The following is a 16,714-nucleotide window of genomic DNA, read 5'->3' as shown; positions in this document are numbered from 1 at the left end:
TGCCTCGTTGCAAATGCCCGTCGACCTACTCTGGATCGTTTTCGTACTCGTATGCATCGCAGAAGAGTCTTCCGTTGCGCCCCCAATCGTCTCGCTTGACCTCTGTGAAAATGAAATTGATGGTCTCGGGTTTGCACTTCGCGATGCGCGCGAACTCCCGCGTCAGCACCTCTGCAAGCTCACGCTTCTGCTCGAGAGTCCGTCCTGGAAACCAGTCTACACGAATGAAAGGCATGTCTGCTCCAACTTGTTGGTGGGTGAACTTCTCAGTTCGCTATCGCCGATCCAATGGGCGACACACCGAGGATCTGCGTAGCGATTGGGACGCGATAGATGGTACCTGCGCGCTCGTGTTGGCTCACAGATGAACCGGCCACGGCGGACCGAGCGGACATTTTGCGGCCTGAAGTCTGCCCCCGGTCAACCTTGGGCTCAGCGCGGCATCCAGAACCCACGATTTCATCTTTCGGCTGTCTTGCAATCCTGAAGCACATCTCAGACGGGCCCTATCAGCATGCGGTAGCGGAACTGATCGATAATCACCGCGAGAATGAGCAGCCCGCCGAGAAGAACCATCTGCAAGTAAGAGCCTATCTGCGCGATGTTCATGCCGTTCTGGACCAGCGCGATGAAGAACGCACCGAGCACGACGCTTTCGACGCGCCCAATGCCACCGCGCAATGATACGCCCGCGATGACGCAGGCCGCGATCGACTCGAGTGCCATCGACCCGCCAAGATTGGACTCTCCCGACTCGACGCGGGCCGTGAGCAAGAGGCCGGCGATGGATGCAAGAAGCGCGCTGAACAAATAGGCCAGGAACAGCACCTTCTTCGTATTGATCCCCGACAGATGTGCAGCTTTCATGTTGCCGCCGACAGCGTAAATCTGCACGCCGAGTCGGGTGCGGTTCATCATAATCCAGGTGACGAGAATGGCAGTCACCGCAACGACGACCGGAACCGGCACACCGAAAATTCGTCCGAAGCCGAACGTATTGCCGAACTCGACAGGCAGGCGCGACACCGGCACACCACCGGTCAGATAGAGCGCCAGTCCCGCGCCGACCGACTGTACACCAAGTGTCATGATGAAAGGCGATACGGCGAATTGCGCGATGCCGAGGCCGTTAGTACAGCCGATGACCAGTGCGGCACCGACTCCGGCCAGACTGCCAATGACGATCACGAGCCAGATATGTTCCGGCATCATCACAGCCAACGCCACCATGGAGAGCGCGCCGACCACGGAGGTGAGCGCGATGGCCGTGCCGACCGCAAGATCGAAGCCGCCGGTGATTAACACAACCATTTGCCCGATCGATACCAGGATCAGATAGACCGACTGTCGCGCCACATTGGTCAGATTGCTGACGGTCAGGAAGTTGCTCGAAGCCAGCGAAAACAAGATCAGAGCGGCCGCCAGAAAGAACGGCAACACACCGATCCTCAGAAAAAGCGCCTTGAATGCGTGGACCGCGGACTGGCCAAGCGTTGTGGTGGGACTGTTATCCACCGCGTCAGGCGTGCTCATCCAGTGGCCTCCTCGACTCTTTGAAGAAATGACGAAGCACCACGTCCTCGACGAGATCGTCCCCCTCGAGCTCGGCTGAAATCCTGCCGTTGGAAAAAACGAGCAGCCGGTGCGCCAAATGCATCACCTCCGGCAGGTCGGAGGAAATGACGACCACGGCCTTGCCTGCCTCGGCGAGGTCGCGGATCAGAAGATAGAGCTGGCTGCGCGTCCCCATATCGACGCCGATCGTCGGCTCGTCGAAGATATAGATGCGGCGGTCCTGTCCCAGCCCCTTGCCGAACAGGACCTTCTGCTGATTTCCTCCGGACAGCGCTGCGACCGTCTTCGGCATCGAACGTCGCGCGAGGTCGACGCGCGCGCCGATCGCATCGGCCACGGCGCGCGTGCGGCGCAGCGACCTCAGACCGAACCGCCCGGCCAGATCAATCCGATCGAGCAAATCCAGCTGTATGTTGTCGCGCGGGGAGGCCGAGAGCACGAGCCCCTCCGCCTTGCGGTCGGGCGACATGTAGAAGACGCCGGAATGCAACAGCTTGCGCGTCGGCGAACCGCTGACGTTCTTTCCGAACAGGACGACCGTTCCGGCCTTGAGAGGCTGCAACCCGAGAATGCTGCGCCAGACCCGCGATTTGCCCGACCCGACCAAACCGGCCACGCCCAGCACTTCGCCGGCTCGCACATCGATGTCGACGCCGTTGACGCCTGCGGCGTGAACGCCGCGCATTGACAAGACCGTCTCGCCGTCGGGCTGGCGGTTGATATGCGGATAGACCTTGTCGATCGCCCTGCCCATCATCAGGGTCACAAGAGCGCTTTCCGATGTCGCCTTCTGATCGACGGTTGCGATCAGCTTGCCGTCGCGCAGCACCGTTATTCGGTCCGCTATTTGCGAGAACTCCTGGATGCGGTGTGAGATATAGACGATGCCGACGCCACGCTGGCGCGCCTGCCTGATGAACCCGAACAGCCTTTCCGTCTCCCGTTCGGTCAATGAGGCGGTCGGTTCGTCCAGAATGAGGACGCGGGCCTTCGCGTGAATCGCCTTGGCGATCTCGACCATCTGCTGTTGAGCGCGCGACAGCCGCGATACGGGCAGACCGACGTCTATGTCGAAGCCAAGCGTGCCGAACAATGCACGGGTATCGCGCTCCATGGCCTTGCGATCGATCAGCAGCCCGCGCTGCAGCTCCTGTCCGAGATGTACGTTCTCGATCACGGTGAGTGTGGGAACCAGCGACAGCTCCTGAAAGACCGTCCCTATGCCCGCTCTGCGGGCGTCCTGCACGGATCGGAAATGAACTTCCTCTCCGTTCACACGCAAGATGCCGGCCGTGGGACGATAGACCCCGGACAGGATCGAGATGAGCGTGGACTTGCCGGCGCCGTTTTCACCGAACAGCACATGGACTTCGCCATGCCTGAGTTGAAAATCGACGCCGGACAGGGCTTTGACGCCCGGAAAGTCCTTGGAGATCCCGGTCATCTCGACCAGAAGCGGCTCGCCCAAAACGGTCAACATCATCACCAACCGACGCTGGTTCTGCCGGACTGGACCGGCCGAACAATCAGTTCACCTTGAACAGGGGCTTGAAGTCTTCCGGCGGCAGGATGCTCGTGCGCGAAACGCCGTTCACGTTCTGCTGGTCGACAACGAATATCTTCGGACCGACATGTTTGATGTAGTCTTTCTTCTCGAGAATGCGCACGGCCTGGTCGATCGCGATTCGGCCCTGAACGACCATGGAGTCCGCGGGCGCCGCAAGAATGAAACCACGCTTGATGCCGTCATAGACGCCGGGCGTCATGTAGAATGCCAGCAAATTGACGGACCCCTGCAGGCCGCGTTCGCGGATGACGCCCTGCGCCGCCTCGGCGGTCACGGCGGTGCCGGCGACGTAGCGAATATCCGGATTTGATTGCAACACGTCCTCGACCAGCTTCTGCTGCACCTCCTTGCCGGTATCGCCATATTTCGCATCGAGCATTTTCACCGCGGAATCTTTGACAGCGTCCTGAAAACCCTTGTTCGCAGCTTCGACCCAGCCTGCGCCAGCCGGCCCCGGAAACCAACCAACCTTCACGTCCTTGCTGCCGGCTGGATGTTTCTTGGCAAGGTATTCGCCGGCCGAATGGCCCATCGTGTAGAAGGAGACGAGCGATTTGGCCGCGACGTCCGGCGATGAAATGCCGTTCACCACATCAATGACCGGGATCCCCTTCTTGCTCACCTCCGCCACCAGATTGTTCAAGCCATCGAGCGAGATCGCGCCGATCACCACCGCCTGCGCGCCGTTGGCGACACAATCCTCGATTTGCGAAATCTGGGTCTTGAGTTCGGTGTATCCGCCGGCGTTGAGCAAATTCATCGACACGCCAAGCCGCTTGGCTTCGTCCACAACGCCATAATCCACCCCGAGCCAGTAGGCGTCCTTCATGTGCGGAAACGACACGCAGATCTTCCAGGGCTGACTGGCCTTCGAAAGCGGCGTGTACAAGACCTCTTCCTGTTTGCCTCCGGCGGCGAAGGGCGGTTCGGTCTTCATCGCCTTGTAAGGAAACCAATCGTCTGCGTAAGACGAGCTGGCGAAAAGCGCGAAAACAGAACCGGTCAGCAGAGTTGAGCGGAGATTCATTTCACATTCCCCAGTTACGATTTCAGAGAAGCACGGAGACGTTCCAAACGACGGGCCTCGTCGGCCCGCGCGGCCAACGCCTGGTCCATGTTCACTTTGACGAAGCGCGTCGGCGTGTGCGGCTGCAGCTGTCCGATCAGATCCATGTCCGCCGCGATTATCGTGCCGACCATGAAATAGCCCCCGCCGGAAACCGCATCGCGATGCAGGATGATCGGCTCCGTTCCGCCGGGCACCTGGATCGATCCATAGGGATAGCAGCTGTCGACGATGTTCGACGGATCCGAGCCTGCGCCGAAAGGCTGCCCGCGTTCGACAAGATCGAGCTTGCGGCCGCCCTTGAACCGATAGCCCATCCTGTCTGCCTCGTTGGCGACCTTCCATTCGTCGGAAAAGAATGTTTCCTTCGAGGCTTCCGTCAAGCGATGCCAGTAAAGGCCAGGCAAGGCGCGCAGTTCGGCCGGTGTGCCAGGTTGGCGCCGCAAGCTTTTGTCGACGCTGCGGCCCTCATGCGAGAGGCTACCGTCGCCCACCGGCAGTTCGTCGCCCGGCTGAAGCGGCCGCCCCTTGTAACCACCCAGGGCGCCGATCGGATAGGTCGAGCGGCTACCCAACTGCACGGGAACGTCAATGCCGCCGCTGACAGCGATGCATATGCGCGCTCCCGACTCGAGGAAGTCGAATGTCAACGTCTGGCCGGCCTTGACTTTGAGCGCGGTCCAGCCGGGCTGCTCGGCCCCGTCCAGTTTGACCGGCATGGCAGCGCCAGTGACAGCGACGAGCGCGTCCGCGGTGAACTCGAGCTGAGGCCCCACAAAAACTGCTTCGAGCCCGGCGGCGCTCTCGTCGTTACCGACCAGCAGATTTGCCGCTCGCATGGCGTAGCGATCCATCGCGCCGCCGAGCGGAATTCCGAGATGAAAGTAGCCGGGACGCCCAAGATCCTGAACGGTGGTGGAAAGTCCGTGATGCACGACCTTAATGGCCATTGAGAACGCCCTCCAGTTTGGCGTTGTAGCCGTCAATGTCCTTGGTGAATTCGCGCAGGTCGAAGCTGACGTCGCGAATGGGCGGCGCGAACCGGCCACTGTCGACCTCCTCGACAGCCTGGTCGTAGGCGGCACGGTCGACCGGCTTGAACTTCACGATGTCGCCAGGCCGGAAGAACACCATGAAGTCGCGCAGGTAGCTCGTGGTCTGGGTCGGATCGAAGATCGGCATCGGCGTGACGCCGAACATCTGATAACCGCCCGCCCCGCGCACCGAATAGATGCAACCGAAACAACCGCCGTGACCGATGGTGAGCCGCGGCGTGTCGGTACGAGGCCGCAGATATTTCGGCACCTGAATTTGCCGCCGCCGCTCGACCATCTGGTACATGAACGGAAGGCCGGCCACGAAGCCGACCATCGATACGAACCAAGGCGAGCCGGCGTGCGCCGCGATGAAGTCGTCGACCGAATTGTAGTCGTTGATACGGGCAGCATATTCGAGATCGGTACTGGCCGGATCCTGGTGGCGTTCACGAAAACGCATCAGCGTCTCGCGCGTCCAGGGATCGTTGTATAAAACCGGAATTTCGATGATGCGTGTGCGGATGACCGGTTCGGAATTGGCCGCCGCGCCCTCTATGGACATCACCTCACGCAGCAGGTCGTCAGGCTTGATGACGTCTGGATCGAACTTGACCTGAAACGAGGCGTTGGCCGGACATATTTCAGTAACCCCTCTGATCTTGCTGTCGCGGATGCCGTTGGTCATCGACAGGCTTTTGAAGAAAGCATCGAGCGACATCTCCTCGTTGCACTCAACGAAAAGATGTTCGTCGCCCCCGAATGAATATCGAATACCCATCACGCCACCTCGGACTTGGATTGGGATTGTCTGCTGAATTCGGCTTCGAGCCAGCCTTCGAGAAAGCGCGTATGAAACGCCCCGCGACGCACGCTCTCGTCATTGGCCAGAGCAAGATGCAGCGAAACCGTCGTTGGAACGCCGCCAATCTCCAGATGTTGTAACGCCTTCCTCAGCCGATCGAGGCACGCATCGCGGCTTTCCGCCCAGACGATCAATTTGCCCAGCAACGAGTCATAGAAGGGCGGGATCGAATAGCCGGCGTACAGCATCGTATCGAAGCGGACGCCTTCGCCTTCCGGCACGTTGAGTCGGGTGATCCGGCCTGGCGTCGGCATGAAGTCGCGAGACACATCCTCGGCATTGATGCGGCACTCGATGGCGTGGCCGCGCGGTACGATGTCGCGCTGGTCGACGGACAGCTTGGCACCACCGGCAACACGGATCATTTCCTGCACGAGGTCTATGCCGGTGATCATCTCCGTCACCGGATGCTCGACCTGAATGCGGGTATTCACCTCAATGAAGTAAAATTCCTGCGTCTCGTCGTCATAGAGATATTCGACGGTTCCGGCACCGCGATATTTCACTTCCCGCGCGAGTGCCACAGCGCTGGCGCAAAGCTCCTGGCGAACGCTGTCCGGGAGCAGGAAGGCTTGCGCTTCTTCCCACACCTTCTGGCGGCGGCGCTGCGGCGAGCATTCACGCTCGTAACAATGCACGACATTCTCGCCGTCGCCGAGTATCTGCACCTCGACATGGCGCGCACGAGCGATGACCTTCTCCAGATAGAGTCCGCCATCACCGAAGGCAGCCAGAGCCTCGGCCGACGCAAGCGGGTATTGGCTCTCGAGCTCGGCCATGTCGTTGGCAATGCGGATGCCGCGGCCTCCACCGCCGGCAGCAGCCTTGATCATGATCGGAAAGCCTGTCTTGTCGGCAATTTCCCGTGCGGCACCGATCCCGGATACGCGCCCATCGCTGCCGGGCACTGTGGGAACCCCGGCCCTTTTGGCGACTTCGCGTGCGGCGACCTTGTCGCCGAGCAGGCGGATTGCATCGGCCCTGGGGCCGACGAAGATTATCCCCGCCGCTTCGACCGCATCGGCAAAATCGGCGTTCTCGGACAGAAATCCGTAGCCTGGATGAATTGCGTCGACGCGGGCGCTCTTGGCGGCACCGATCACGGCGTCGATGTTGAGATACGACTTCTTGGCGGCCGGAGGGCCGATGTCGATCGCCTCATCGGCCAATTTCACGGCGAGCATGTCCGCATCGGCGGCGCTGTGGACCTGCACGGTCCTGATGCCGAGCGCCTGGGCCGCCTTGATGATGCGAACCGCGATCTCGCCCCGGTTCGCGACGAGAAGCGAGCGAATGGTCATTCGTCCACCTCGGCGATCACCTGGCCGGCCATGACGGGGTCTTCATTTTCGGCGACAAAGCGGATCGCCTTGCCATCGACGCCGGCATGAACGGCATGAAAGGTCTTCATGACTTCGATCAGACCGATCGTGTCGCCGCTCGACACGGCGTCGCTGTCCGACTTAAAGGGGGCTGATCAGGGGCCGAAGAACGATAAAATGTTCCAGGCATCGGAGCTCGTATTTGCTTGGTGCTCATCAGACGATCCTCGGCTAATATGAGGTTGAAACGGTCGACCGGTTACCTTCGGCGCTTTCCGGAGCCGTTCATCCATGCGTCCCGCAGGGCGCAAGTCTCGTACGCATCCGTTCCCTGATCGGACGTCAGACGACATCGACATGCCGTTCGAGGACTCGCGGCCGGTGCAGGCATGCCGCCGATGAGGTCCCGGAGCTCCGGTCCACCCGCGGCTGCGTAATCCACCGCATCCGATGGCCCCGCTTCCAGCGCCATCCGGCTTTCACTTGGACCAGTCACCGCGATCTCCCATCTTGCACCTCATCACTCGCCGACCGCCCGGGCCTGGGCGCCCTTCGCAGTTACTCCGCCATTCTCCCGACGCGCGATTGGCCGATTTCCGTCAACTCGCGGGACCATGTGCTCAGGAATGCGCAAACTTCGGCTCCACGCCTTCGACGTCGACATACACAACGTCATCTTCGACCTTGATCGGATAAATCGCGAGCTCGGCATGATCGGGATTGATGCCCTTGCCCTCGACGACGTTGAACCGCCAGAGATGCGCGCGGCAGGTGAGGATGCAGCCGCTCAACTCGCCTTGCACCAGCTCCACTTCCTGATGCGGGCACATCGCCTGCGTCGCGACCAGTTGCCCCGCGTCCGTATGCACCAGGAGGACGTCGATCCCACCCACGGTGTAGTTCATCATTTCGCCCTGCCAGAGGTCGTCGAGCGTACATACGCGTTGAAATGCCATTCTCGTCTCGTTCAGAAAAATCGATCGAAATGGATGCGTTCATGTGGGACCTGCTTCTCGATCACGAGCATCCGCAGGGTCGCGTCGACCATCGGTGGAGGGCCCGACAGGTAGTATTCGTTATCCGCCCAGGGGCCGCTGAAATCGCGGCCGACGACGTCGTGCACAAAGCCGGTGGGACCGCCCCAGCCCTGCGCGCTGTCCTCGGGCTCGGATACGACGATGATCTGGCGGAGTTCGCCGAGGTCCGGCGCGAGGTCCGAAACGTTCTTCAAGCTTGGGACATCGACGAGCCTCCGGCCGCCATAATAGAAGCGAAGCGTCCGGTCCTGCATCATGCCGGAAACAGCGAGGCCGCGCGCCACGGACAACATCTGCGAGAAGCCGGCGCCGCCGGCGATGCAGATGACGTCTCGGTCGATCTCCGGCCGCGCGTAGGCTGTGCCGTAAGGCCCGTCGACATGGATCCCGGTCCCGGTCGGCAAACGAAACAGCGGGTCGGAAAACGCGCCTCCAGGCACGCGCTTCACGATGAAACGCCATTCGCCACGGTTATTCGGCACGTTGGCCATCGAGTACACCCGCTTCGGGCCGTCCGCTGTCAGCGACAGCAGTGCGTATTGCCCCGCGCGAAATTCGGCAGGCGTTTCCGACAACAGGACAAACTCGCTCATATCGGGCGTGAGTGGGATGATATCGGAAAGCTGGGCTTCGAAGCGCCTCGGCAGATGTTGCGACACATACGTGTCGTCGGTTCGGACCTTGATCGTACAGGCGCTGCTTGCCGACACGCGGCAGGCAAGATAGCGCCCGCGAGCACGATCACGCTCCGATTCCGCCGGCGTAAGGTCGGCCGGCACGACGAGATTGCCGGAGATCAGCTGGAACTTGCAACTGCCGCAGGCCCCCGCGTTGCATTCGTAGGGAAAGCCCACCCCCGCGCGCAACGCCGCGCGGAGCACGACGTCGTCAGATCCGACGTCGAACCGGCCCTTGCCGTCAGCGATCTCAATCGGAACCACGTCTGCCACTCCTACCGTCCTACGCAGCCAAGCCGACGCTCGCCCAATATTGACGCATATTCGCCAGCGCCGTCTTCTTGGCGGTCGGGTTGTCCGGGATGGCGTCGCAATACGTGCTGATGGCCTTGTCGGCCAGCGGCACCCATTTCCTCTCCCATTCGTTCAGAACGGAGCGGTTTGCCGGCTCTTGCATCGCCATCTCGATCAAGGCCGAGGTCCAACGTTGCGAGCGCGCGCTATCCCGCATCTGGGCGTCCGTCAGCAGAGGCAGCAGAGCGTCCTGGTTTCGCCTGCCCCCGATCGCCAACTGCTTGAGTGCGGCCTCCTCAAGTGCTGGCTTGAAGATCGCGTTCATGACGAAGAAGTTCTGCCCCCAATCATAGGTCGCCAGCATCTTTTCAGCGAGCTCACGGAAGCCCTGCCATTCCGGCCCGGTCTCCCAGTTCTTGCGTTCGTCCCGCGCAAAGCCTGCGTAGGGATGGGCGTTGGCGAGCTCGCGCGTCCGATAGGCGATTCGGGACAACCATCGCAGTGCATCGCCGCCCTGGAACATCGCAGCACCGCAGATCGTACTGGCCGGCGCGATGCTGGCGAGATAGCCGCAATTCATTTGAATGGCGTGCAGCGGATAGCGCAGCGGCGTGTAGAGCTTCGCAAGCAGCGGCACCCAGGCTTGAGGCAAGGCGGCGTCGTGCTCGTCGCGGGCGAATTGCTCCAGCAGGCCGTCGACATATGATTCCTGCCCGTCCTGCTGGATATTGTAGGTCCGGTAGACCGTCTCGTCGGGGTCACGAAAGGCGTTCCAGTTCTCGTGCTTCAACGGCGATCCGAACAGGTTCTTCGTGAACCAGTCGCCCATGAAGCCGTCGACATCCCAGGGATGCTCGGCGTCTCTGGTGTGCCACAACAGATTCGTCGACACGATTTCGTACTCGCTGGGCCGCCGACGTTGTGTCGCGAGATGGCTCCAGGTCTTGAGCGGGCGCAGTTGTGCTACTTCGGGCATGTTTGATCCCTGTCAGTCTATGCGTTGGTCGGTGTCGGACGGTTAGAACGACTGCTCGTAGTAGAACCGGATTGAATCGTCGCTCGTCTCGACCTGCCCTGCAAACGATGGCATGTTCAATTCGATCTCATTCATCTGAAACGGGCGCCCCAGCTTTGACTGGATTGTCTCCCGCCGCAGAATGCATTCGCCCTCGAGTTCGATCCGTATGTAGGACGCTCGCGAGCTCACCAGGACCTGCTTGCCCGGATTGTCGTCCTGAACCGCCTCGACGATCGCGTCGGCCATCTCCCCGGCCTGAATGACGGGACCGACGAGATTGCGTGATTTCGGAGTTGTCATTGCCATCTCTCCTGCTTTCACGCGAAATAGAACTTGACGCAGTCCATCGGCTCGAGCCCGCTGTCTGACAACTTCATGTCCAACGGAAAGTGTTTGTCGCTGCCTTCCTTGCGGGCGTAGATCGTCTTCCCCGGCTGGTCGGCAATGTGAATGCCCACGGCGTTGACCGCCGCTGCCTGGCCCACCTCGGCCATCGTCTGCTCGGTGTCGACGGGAAGCAGCTTCAACACGAAATCGCCCTCGAAATTGCATACTAGCGGAAACAGTGCCACGATTGATCTCCTTGCCTTCGTATGACCTAGGCGGCCTCGCCCTTTTTGGCGGTAGCCCAGCTGAAATCGTGCGCGTCCTGGCCGCCGTCGCTGATGACGCCGAGGCCCATATAAGCGAGCACGCCATCCAGATTGGCCGGCTCGATGCTGCCCGACAGGAAGCGGTCCACGAGAGATTGGTGGCGGGCGTAGCGCTGCGGATCCTGCTCGAAGATCCATTGATCCACTTCCGAGCCGAAGTGATACTTGCGCCCATTGTAGGTGAGCTGGCGGTCCTGCAACGTCCTGCCGGGCGTACCGACGATCGGATTCTGAGAGATGTTGCAAATCACCGGCAACGTGCCTGGTACAGTCTTCTCGAAGCGGCCGGCCCTGACGTTTTCGCTGATGGTGTCCCAGCACTTGCCGAACGTATCGTTCCACCCCGGATACTTCTCCTCCAGCCAATCGCGCTCGTCGGGGCTCACGCCGGCGGCCGGCGACCACCACAGCGTCGGGCGCCACGACCAAGTGCCCAGCTGCTGACCGTGATGGTGCTCGTCAAGATCGCGCATGAAGATGTCCCAGTACCAGGGCTTCTCCAGACCGAGATCCTCCAGCGAGCGCGCGAATTGAGTGATGATCCACTCCTGCATGAACTCCTTGAAAGACCCCTCGCGCTTGTCGAGCGGCAGGTAGTAGTCCATGGGAATGCCGGTCAGGATCGCGAACAGGCGCGACGAGCGCCAGAACGAGATATCGACCATGCGCTGGGCTTCGGCCTTCTTGCCCTGCTCGATCAGAATCTTCAGCGTGGGCGTCCCGATTTGAGCATGACGCGCCTCGTCCGATTGGATGCTTTGGATCAGCTTGGCAAACTTGAAATCGCCAGCATGCGTCGCGTCGGACGCAAGGCCGATGAACTGAAGGTTGGTGAAGCCGGTCTCGAACGAGAAGTTCATCGCCAGCGAGGTATCGATGACGTTGCGGGTCATCATCATGTCGTCGAAGAAGCGGCGGGCTGCGAGCGTCACCCAATTGTTGGTGTTCATCGAGCGATGAGCCCAGTCGAACTGCCGATCCTTCGAGACGTACTCATGGGCGAAATAGAGCTGGATCTGGCCATGGCGGACTTCGTCCAACATGCCGAAGGTCGCCATGTTGCGCATGCCGCCCGCGCGGCCAAAGCGCAACAAGCGGGCGTTCTGCAGCGCGGCGTTATACTCGACCACGGAAACCGCTCCGTAGTGCTCCTTCAGCGTGGCGACCCAGCCCGGGTCTGCCGATGTGAACAGGTCCATGCGCTCCAGCGCGGCCTTGACCGAGTATGTGCCCGAATCCTTCTCACGCTGCATGCCGACATATTCGCGATACGTGACCTTGTAGGGCTCGTCATAGGTCGCCCAGATGTGCTCAGGGATGCCTCTGGTACCGGCATATTCCTCTGGAAAAAGCTCGCTTTCAGGGACGTATTTCGGAGTCCAGTTCGTGTCGCGGGCCAGGTCGTACCAGTCTGAACGTTCGAGCATCGTTGCTCCTCCGTAAGTGGGCTGTTCACACGCCGTGCGGTTTGGTGTTGAGCGGCCCTTCGCCGCCCGGGTAGCAGAACGTGATATCCGGCGAGTAGAAGCCGAAGGTCACATCGAGCGGCTGCTTGGGACGCAGCGCATAGACCGGATGCGACTTGTCGAGAAACTCGATCGCGCTAACCTTGAAGTCGACGGCGGCCTTCATCACGAAAGGATATCGGCCGCTCACCAGAACCCCATCGACGCGGGTGACGTATCGCAACTGACCGTTCGCGTGAGCGCCGGCACCGACCCTGGCGGTGCTGCTGGTGCGGATCACCGGTTTGCCGCCGACGAGGGTGGTTGCGATCAGCTCGTCGCCCTTCCATTCGAAAACCGTTTCGCCGGCGGCGGCCAGGACGCCACGCTGCAGAGCGTAGTCGATCATGTCCGGCGAGCTGTTGAAATAGTGGGTCCACCAGCGCCCTGGCGTACTGGGCTGCGCATCCAGCCCTTCCAGATCAACGCCGAGATAAGTCAGCGAATAGGCCCCGAAAGATCCTGGAAGCCCGCCATTGGACGTCTGCGCGGGATCGTCCACGATATACTGGTTCAGATAAACGCAGCCACGCGCTTCGGGCTTCAACCCTTCGGGAACGAGCGACCTGGTCGCTGCCGGATCCTCCGGGACCCAATCGAGGTACAACATCCGGGCATTTGCAATGAGTTGCGGTGCGACCAACGGATTGCTTGGCATCTTCCCGTCCTCTTCAGCGGCCTTGCTAGTTTGTTGCCGGAAGTAAACCTGAGGAACGCTGAAGCGGTCCAATCGTATTTTCAAATACCAGGTCGATGAGAGAAGCTATGAAACGCGTTTGACGAACTGGCTGCTAACTTTTTGATCGCGCGCGCTGAAAATCGATGCAAACCACGCAACGACGAAATCGCCCACGCCGTCGCTTCGGCTGGGCGATATCGTCTGTCAGATCTGACGACACGTCGTCAGGCGCGCGATGAGTTCAATCGATACGCGACACGCTGCTCAGGCAGCGCTCCGCGCTCCCGCTTTTCCTGGCGCGGCGATGGCGACGCCGTTCGCGGTGAGAGCCTCGCGGATCGCGACCAGCAGATCGACCGATCCAGGCGTGTCCGAATGAACGCAGATCGACTCGAATCCCACTTCGATTTCGGGACCATCGACGGGCTTGACCTTGCCCTCCAGACACGCATGCACGACCCGCTCCGCAACCGATTTCGGATTGTAGTCGTCCGGCTTGCGCGTAAAAACGATCTTGCCGGTCGTGTCGTATTCCCGATCCGCGTAGAATTCACGGACGACAGGCTGCCCAAGCATTTTCGCGATCCTGTAGGTCTCCGACGCGCCCATGCAGTAGATAAATGCATCCGGCGCCACACGCCGCATCATCTTGACGAAACCTATCGAGGCGGCCTCGTTGGCTGCGAGCTCCATATAGAGTGCGCCATGCGGCTTCACGTGCTGAAGCGTTCCGGCATGCAGGCCGACGAATTCCCGTAAGGCGCCGACCTGATAGATGATGTCATTCACCATCTCTTCTGTGCTCTGAACGATGCGGCGGCGACCGAAACCCTGAAGATCGCGGAAACCCGGGTGCGCGCCGATCGCGACGTTGTTCGCCATCGCGAGACGGACTGACTGGTCTATCAGATTAGGATCGCCGGCATGGAAGCCCGCCGCGATATGGGCCGAACTGATCATCGTCATCAGTTTGGCGTCATCGGTAGCACCCAGCTGCCAATTACCGAATCCCTCTCCCATATCGCAACCCAGATCGATCGTCGTTTTCCGGCTCATTATCAGTCCTCCTGCTGAGGCAGAGATACACGGCCGGCATCGGGATTAACAATCAGAAGGGACGATCTTGAAATTCTGGAAAACTGATAATGAGCGCTAATGCGGGTCAGCTAACGTGGCGTCTACGATGCCAGAACCATGCCGGCATACATCGCAGAACAGTTGAGCGTCGCGGTTGAGGCCCGCCGCACGGTTCCAGGCCAGCCCGATATCCATACTTGGTATCGGATCGGCAATATCCACGGCGACCAGCCGAACGCCATCGAGCGACCAGGGACGATAGACCATGTCAGAGAGCACGGCTACGCCGTGCCCCTCCGCAATCACGTTACGTATGGCCTCCATTGAGGAGGTCCGGAATATGACATTCGGCTCGAAACCGGCCCGCTCAAAATAGGTCTGCGTCGTCCGCTCAGCGTCATCGACCGTCAACATGATGTACGGCTCGCGCTCGATATCGCGCAAATTTACGACCTTACGCTCGATAAGCGGGTGATTGGCAGGAAGCCAGAGCCGCCGCTTTGACCTCACGAGTAGCTCGCTTTCGATTTCGCTGACGTGCTCGAGCGGCGACAGAAGGCAGGCCGCGATCTCCAATTCTCCGGACATCAGTTGGTGCTCGATCTTCGGCCGCTCCAGTTCGACCAGCTTTACTTTAATGCCGGGGAAGATCCGAGCAAATCGCGACAACAGTGGCGTGATGAAATAGCCTGCGACCGTATGCGTGCAGGCAAGCGTCAACTCGCCGTCCAGGTCACGGCGCACTTTCTGCGGGGCGAGCATCGCGTCCACGGCGACCGCCAGCACCTTTTGAGCGTGTTCGAGGAAGACGGCGCCCTCGTAGGTGAGGGATACGCCTCTCGGCGACCGACTGAACAGCTTGACGCCCACATCCATTTCGAGTGTCTTGATCGCCTCGGTGACCGCAGGTTGCGAGGTGAACAAGGCTGCGGCTGCCTTTGAAATCTGCCCGCTTTCGGCGACTGCTATAAAGACACGGAAGTGGCGTAGAGATACTCTCATTGAGTTGATCCCGTTTTTCAAAAATGACTCACGCCGATAAATGAGGCCTCTGCAAATGTTATGCCGCCGCGCGGAGCGGAGGATGATCGAAGTAGGCTCGATCATGGGTGGCGCCGTCAAGGCTCTGACGTGCCCCCACCAAATTAGGCCAGTTTGATCTGGAATTTTCCATTTATGATCCCCTGACGGGGAGAGGAGAGTTCCATGAAGGCATCGAAGTTTTCAGAAGCGCAGATCGTATTCGTTTTGAAGCAGGCGGAAGATGGCTCGGCAGTCGCGGAGGTCTGCCGCAAGGCCGGGATCAGCGAGGCTACTTTTTACAACTGGCGGAAGAAGTATGCAGGCCTGATGCCCTCGGAGATGAAGCGCCTACGTCAGCTAGAGGAAGAGAATGGTAAGCTGAAGCGGATCGTAGCTGACCTGTCGCTGGACAAGGCCATGCTGCAGGATGTGCTCTCAAAAAACTCTGAGGCCTGGCCGCAAGCGCGAGCTTGTCGACAGGGTGCGCGGCGACTGGAAGGTCTCGATCAGGCGGGCCTGTTCGACGCTCCGGATCGATCGCGCACTTTACGTCTGCAAATCGAAGCGCGGCGACCAGGCCGCTCTCAAGAGCCGGATCAGGGAGATCTGCGAGACGCGGGTGAGATACGGCTATCGCCGGCTCCATGTCCTCCTGCTGCGTGAGGGCTGGGACGTCAACGTCAAGCGTGTCTACCGTCTTTATAGGGAGTTGAGCCTGCAATTGCGCAACAAAACGCCGAAGCGTCGCGTGAAGGCCAAGCTGCGTGAGGATCGAACAGATGCTGTCCAGGTCAACGAGAGCTGGGCAATGGACTTCGTTCACGACCAGCTCGCCACTGGCCGCAAGATCCGCGTGCTGACGATCGTCGATACATTCAGTCGTTTTTCGCCCGCCGTCGATCCGCGTTTCAGTTATCGCGGCGAGGACGTTGTGCTGACGCTGGAACGCATCTGCAAGACCGTTGGCTACCCCAAGACCATCCGTGTCGACCAGGGATCAGAGTTCATCTCCCGCGATCTCGATATCTGGGCTTACCAGAAGGGCGTCGTGCTGGACTTCTCGCGGCCAGGCAAACCGACGGACAACAGCTTCATCGAATCCTTCAACGGCAAGTTCAGAAGCGAATGCCTGAACACGCACTGGTTCCTGAGCCTTGACGACGCACGGCAGAAAATGGAGGATTGGCGTAGAGACTACAACGAGGTCCGGCCACATAGCGCGATCGGTAACAAGGCGCCGATATCGCTGTTGAATGGCTCATCGGCGCCCCCGCCGGCATGAGCCTAACCCCGGAAAATTCCAGCTCAGGCTGGCCTAGTTT

General features: G+C 60.3%; 17 protein-coding genes and 1 pseudogene. 1 reads left to right on the top strand and 17 read right to left on the bottom strand.

What is annotated here, in order from left to right; genetic code table 11:
• Positions 1 to 25: 25 nt before the first annotated feature.
• The 17 genes and pseudogenes from ONR75_RS10305 to ONR75_RS10225 all read right to left on the bottom strand — a co-directional run bounded on the left by ONR75_RS10305 (position 26) and on the right by ONR75_RS10225 (position 15,476).
• On the bottom strand, positions 26 to 235 hold the full coding sequence (locus ONR75_RS10305; RefSeq protein ID WP_265082499.1) for a tautomerase family protein: 210 nt from the start codon (positions 233 to 235) through the stop codon (positions 26 to 28).
• 260 nt (positions 236 to 495) lie between these two features.
• A complete protein-coding gene (locus ONR75_RS10300) occupies positions 496 to 1,533 on the bottom strand; it encodes an ABC transporter permease (protein WP_265082498.1) in 1,038 nt (345 codons plus the stop codon).
• Positions 1,520 to 3,058, bottom strand: coding sequence for a sugar ABC transporter ATP-binding protein (locus tag ONR75_RS10295; RefSeq protein WP_265083613.1), 1,539 nt, complete (start codon positions 3,056 to 3,058; stop codon positions 1,520 to 1,522). The genes ONR75_RS10300 and ONR75_RS10295 overlap by 14 nt, the downstream gene beginning before the upstream one ends.
• Before the next feature lie 43 nt (positions 3,059 to 3,101).
• Positions 3,102 to 4,169, bottom strand: a complete 1,068-nt coding sequence (torT, locus tag ONR75_RS10290) for a TMAO reductase system periplasmic protein TorT (RefSeq protein WP_265082497.1) — start codon at positions 4,167 to 4,169, stop codon at positions 3,102 to 3,104.
• 14 nt (positions 4,170 to 4,183) lie between these two features.
• Positions 4,184 to 5,158 carry a biotin-dependent carboxyltransferase family protein gene (locus ONR75_RS10285; protein WP_265082496.1) on the bottom strand — a complete coding sequence of 325 codons (975 nt, stop codon included), beginning with the start codon at positions 5,156 to 5,158 and terminating at the stop codon, positions 4,184 to 4,186.
• Positions 5,148 to 6,023, bottom strand: coding sequence for a 5-oxoprolinase subunit B family protein (locus ONR75_RS10280; RefSeq protein ID WP_265082495.1), 876 nt, complete (start codon positions 6,021 to 6,023; stop codon positions 5,148 to 5,150). Before ONR75_RS10280 ends, ONR75_RS10285 begins: the two co-directional genes overlap by 11 nt.
• A complete protein-coding gene (locus ONR75_RS10275; protein ID WP_265082494.1) occupies positions 6,023 to 7,408 on the bottom strand; it encodes an acetyl-CoA carboxylase biotin carboxylase subunit in 1,386 nt (461 codons plus the stop codon). The genes ONR75_RS10280 and ONR75_RS10275 overlap by 1 nt, the downstream gene beginning before the upstream one ends.
• Positions 7,405 to 7,646: pseudogene (locus ONR75_RS10270) on the bottom strand (acetyl-CoA carboxylase). The gene ONR75_RS10275 and the pseudogene ONR75_RS10270 overlap by 4 nt, the downstream one beginning before the upstream one ends.
• A gap of 403 nt (positions 7,647 to 8,049) precedes the next feature.
• The gene (locus ONR75_RS10265; protein ID WP_265082493.1) at positions 8,050 to 8,385 is read right to left on the bottom strand and encodes a Rieske 2Fe-2S domain-containing protein; all 336 of its coding nucleotides are present in this window, start codon (positions 8,383 to 8,385) and stop codon (positions 8,050 to 8,052) included.
• An 11-nt stretch (positions 8,386 to 8,396) separates the two neighbouring features.
• Positions 8,397 to 9,407, bottom strand: coding sequence for a 2Fe-2S iron-sulfur cluster-binding protein (locus ONR75_RS10260; RefSeq protein ID WP_265082492.1), 1,011 nt, complete (start codon positions 9,405 to 9,407; stop codon positions 8,397 to 8,399).
• 19 nt (positions 9,408 to 9,426) lie between these two features.
• Positions 9,427 to 10,227 (bottom strand): toluene monooxygenase, encoded by an 801-nt coding sequence (locus ONR75_RS10255; protein ID WP_265082491.1) that lies wholly within the window; start codon positions 10,225 to 10,227, stop codon positions 9,427 to 9,429.
• A gap of 228 nt (positions 10,228 to 10,455) precedes the next feature.
• Positions 10,456 to 10,755 (bottom strand): MmoB/DmpM family protein, encoded by a 300-nt coding sequence (locus ONR75_RS10250; RefSeq protein WP_265082490.1) that lies wholly within the window; start codon positions 10,753 to 10,755, stop codon positions 10,456 to 10,458.
• Positions 10,756 to 10,772: 17 nt separating this feature from the next.
• Positions 10,773 to 11,027, bottom strand: coding sequence for a toluene-4-monooxygenase system B family protein (locus ONR75_RS10245; RefSeq protein WP_265082489.1), 255 nt, complete (start codon positions 11,025 to 11,027; stop codon positions 10,773 to 10,775).
• Positions 11,028 to 11,053: 26 nt separating this feature from the next.
• The gene (locus tag ONR75_RS10240; RefSeq protein WP_265082488.1) at positions 11,054 to 12,535 is read right to left on the bottom strand and encodes a YHS domain-containing protein; all 1,482 of its coding nucleotides are present in this window, start codon (positions 12,533 to 12,535) and stop codon (positions 11,054 to 11,056) included.
• Positions 12,536 to 12,560: 25 nt separating this feature from the next.
• Entirely contained in the window at positions 12,561 to 13,343 is a 783-nt protein-coding gene (locus ONR75_RS10235) for a hypothetical protein (protein WP_265082487.1), read from the bottom strand.
• A gap of 213 nt (positions 13,344 to 13,556) precedes the next feature.
• Positions 13,557 to 14,348, bottom strand: coding sequence for a 5-oxoprolinase subunit PxpA (locus tag ONR75_RS10230; protein WP_265082486.1), 792 nt, complete (start codon positions 14,346 to 14,348; stop codon positions 13,557 to 13,559).
• A 96-nt stretch (positions 14,349 to 14,444) separates the two neighbouring features.
• On the bottom strand, positions 14,445 to 15,476 hold the full coding sequence (locus ONR75_RS10225) for a LysR family transcriptional regulator (RefSeq protein ID WP_265082485.1): 1,032 nt from the start codon (positions 15,474 to 15,476) through the stop codon (positions 14,445 to 14,447).
• Positions 15,477 to 15,575: 99 nt separating this feature from the next.
• Between ONR75_RS10225 and ONR75_RS10220 the strand changes: the two genes are divergently transcribed.
• Positions 15,576 to 16,674 (top strand): IS3 family transposase gene (locus tag ONR75_RS10220; RefSeq protein WP_265082484.1). Its coding sequence is split into 2 segments (ribosomal slippage): positions 15,576 to 15,829 and positions 15,828 to 16,674, totalling 1,101 coding nucleotides; the frame shifts between segments, so codons are not numbered across the junction.
• The last annotated feature ends 40 nt before the right edge of the window (positions 16,675 to 16,714 follow it).

This window comes from Rhodopseudomonas sp. P2A-2r, from assembly GCF_026015985.1.
GTDB lineage: Bacteria > Pseudomonadota > Alphaproteobacteria > Rhizobiales > Xanthobacteraceae > Tardiphaga.
Note: the sequence above shows the minus strand (reverse complement) of the source record. Positions and strands in the feature narration are given on the sequence as shown.

Coding starts and splice junctions, on each gene's coding strand:
- ONR75_RS10225 (WP_265082485.1), bottom strand. CDS start 15,476: ATGATCGAGCCTACTTCGATCATCCTCCGCTCCGCGCGGCGGCATAAC.
- ONR75_RS10240 (WP_265082488.1), bottom strand. CDS start 12,535: ATGCTCGAACGTTCAGACTGGTACGACCTGGCCCGCGACACGAACTGG.
- ONR75_RS10275 (WP_265082494.1), bottom strand. CDS start 7,408: ATGACCATTCGCTCGCTTCTCGTCGCGAACCGGGGCGAGATCGCGGTT.
- torT (WP_265082497.1), bottom strand. CDS start 4,169: ATGAATCTCCGCTCAACTCTGCTGACCGGTTCTGTTTTCGCGCTTTTC.
- ONR75_RS10250 (WP_265082490.1), bottom strand. CDS start 10,755: ATGACAACTCCGAAATCACGCAATCTCGTCGGTCCCGTCATTCAGGCC.
- ONR75_RS10230 (WP_265082486.1), bottom strand. CDS start 14,348: ATGAGCCGGAAAACGACGATCGATCTGGGTTGCGATATGGGAGAGGGA.
- ONR75_RS10305 (WP_265082499.1), bottom strand. CDS start 235: ATGCCTTTCATTCGTGTAGACTGGTTTCCAGGACGGACTCTCGAGCAG.
- ONR75_RS10300 (WP_265082498.1), bottom strand. CDS start 1,533: ATGAGCACGCCTGACGCGGTGGATAACAGTCCCACCACAACGCTTGGC.
- ONR75_RS10295 (WP_265083613.1), bottom strand. CDS start 3,058: ATGATGTTGACCGTTTTGGGCGAGCCGCTTCTGGTCGAGATGACCGGG.
- ONR75_RS10280 (WP_265082495.1), bottom strand. CDS start 6,023: ATGGGTATTCGATATTCATTCGGGGGCGACGAACATCTTTTCGTTGAG.
- ONR75_RS10265 (WP_265082493.1), bottom strand. CDS start 8,385: ATGGCATTTCAACGCGTATGTACGCTCGACGACCTCTGGCAGGGCGAA.
- ONR75_RS10285 (WP_265082496.1), bottom strand. CDS start 5,158: ATGGCCATTAAGGTCGTGCATCACGGACTTTCCACCACCGTTCAGGAT.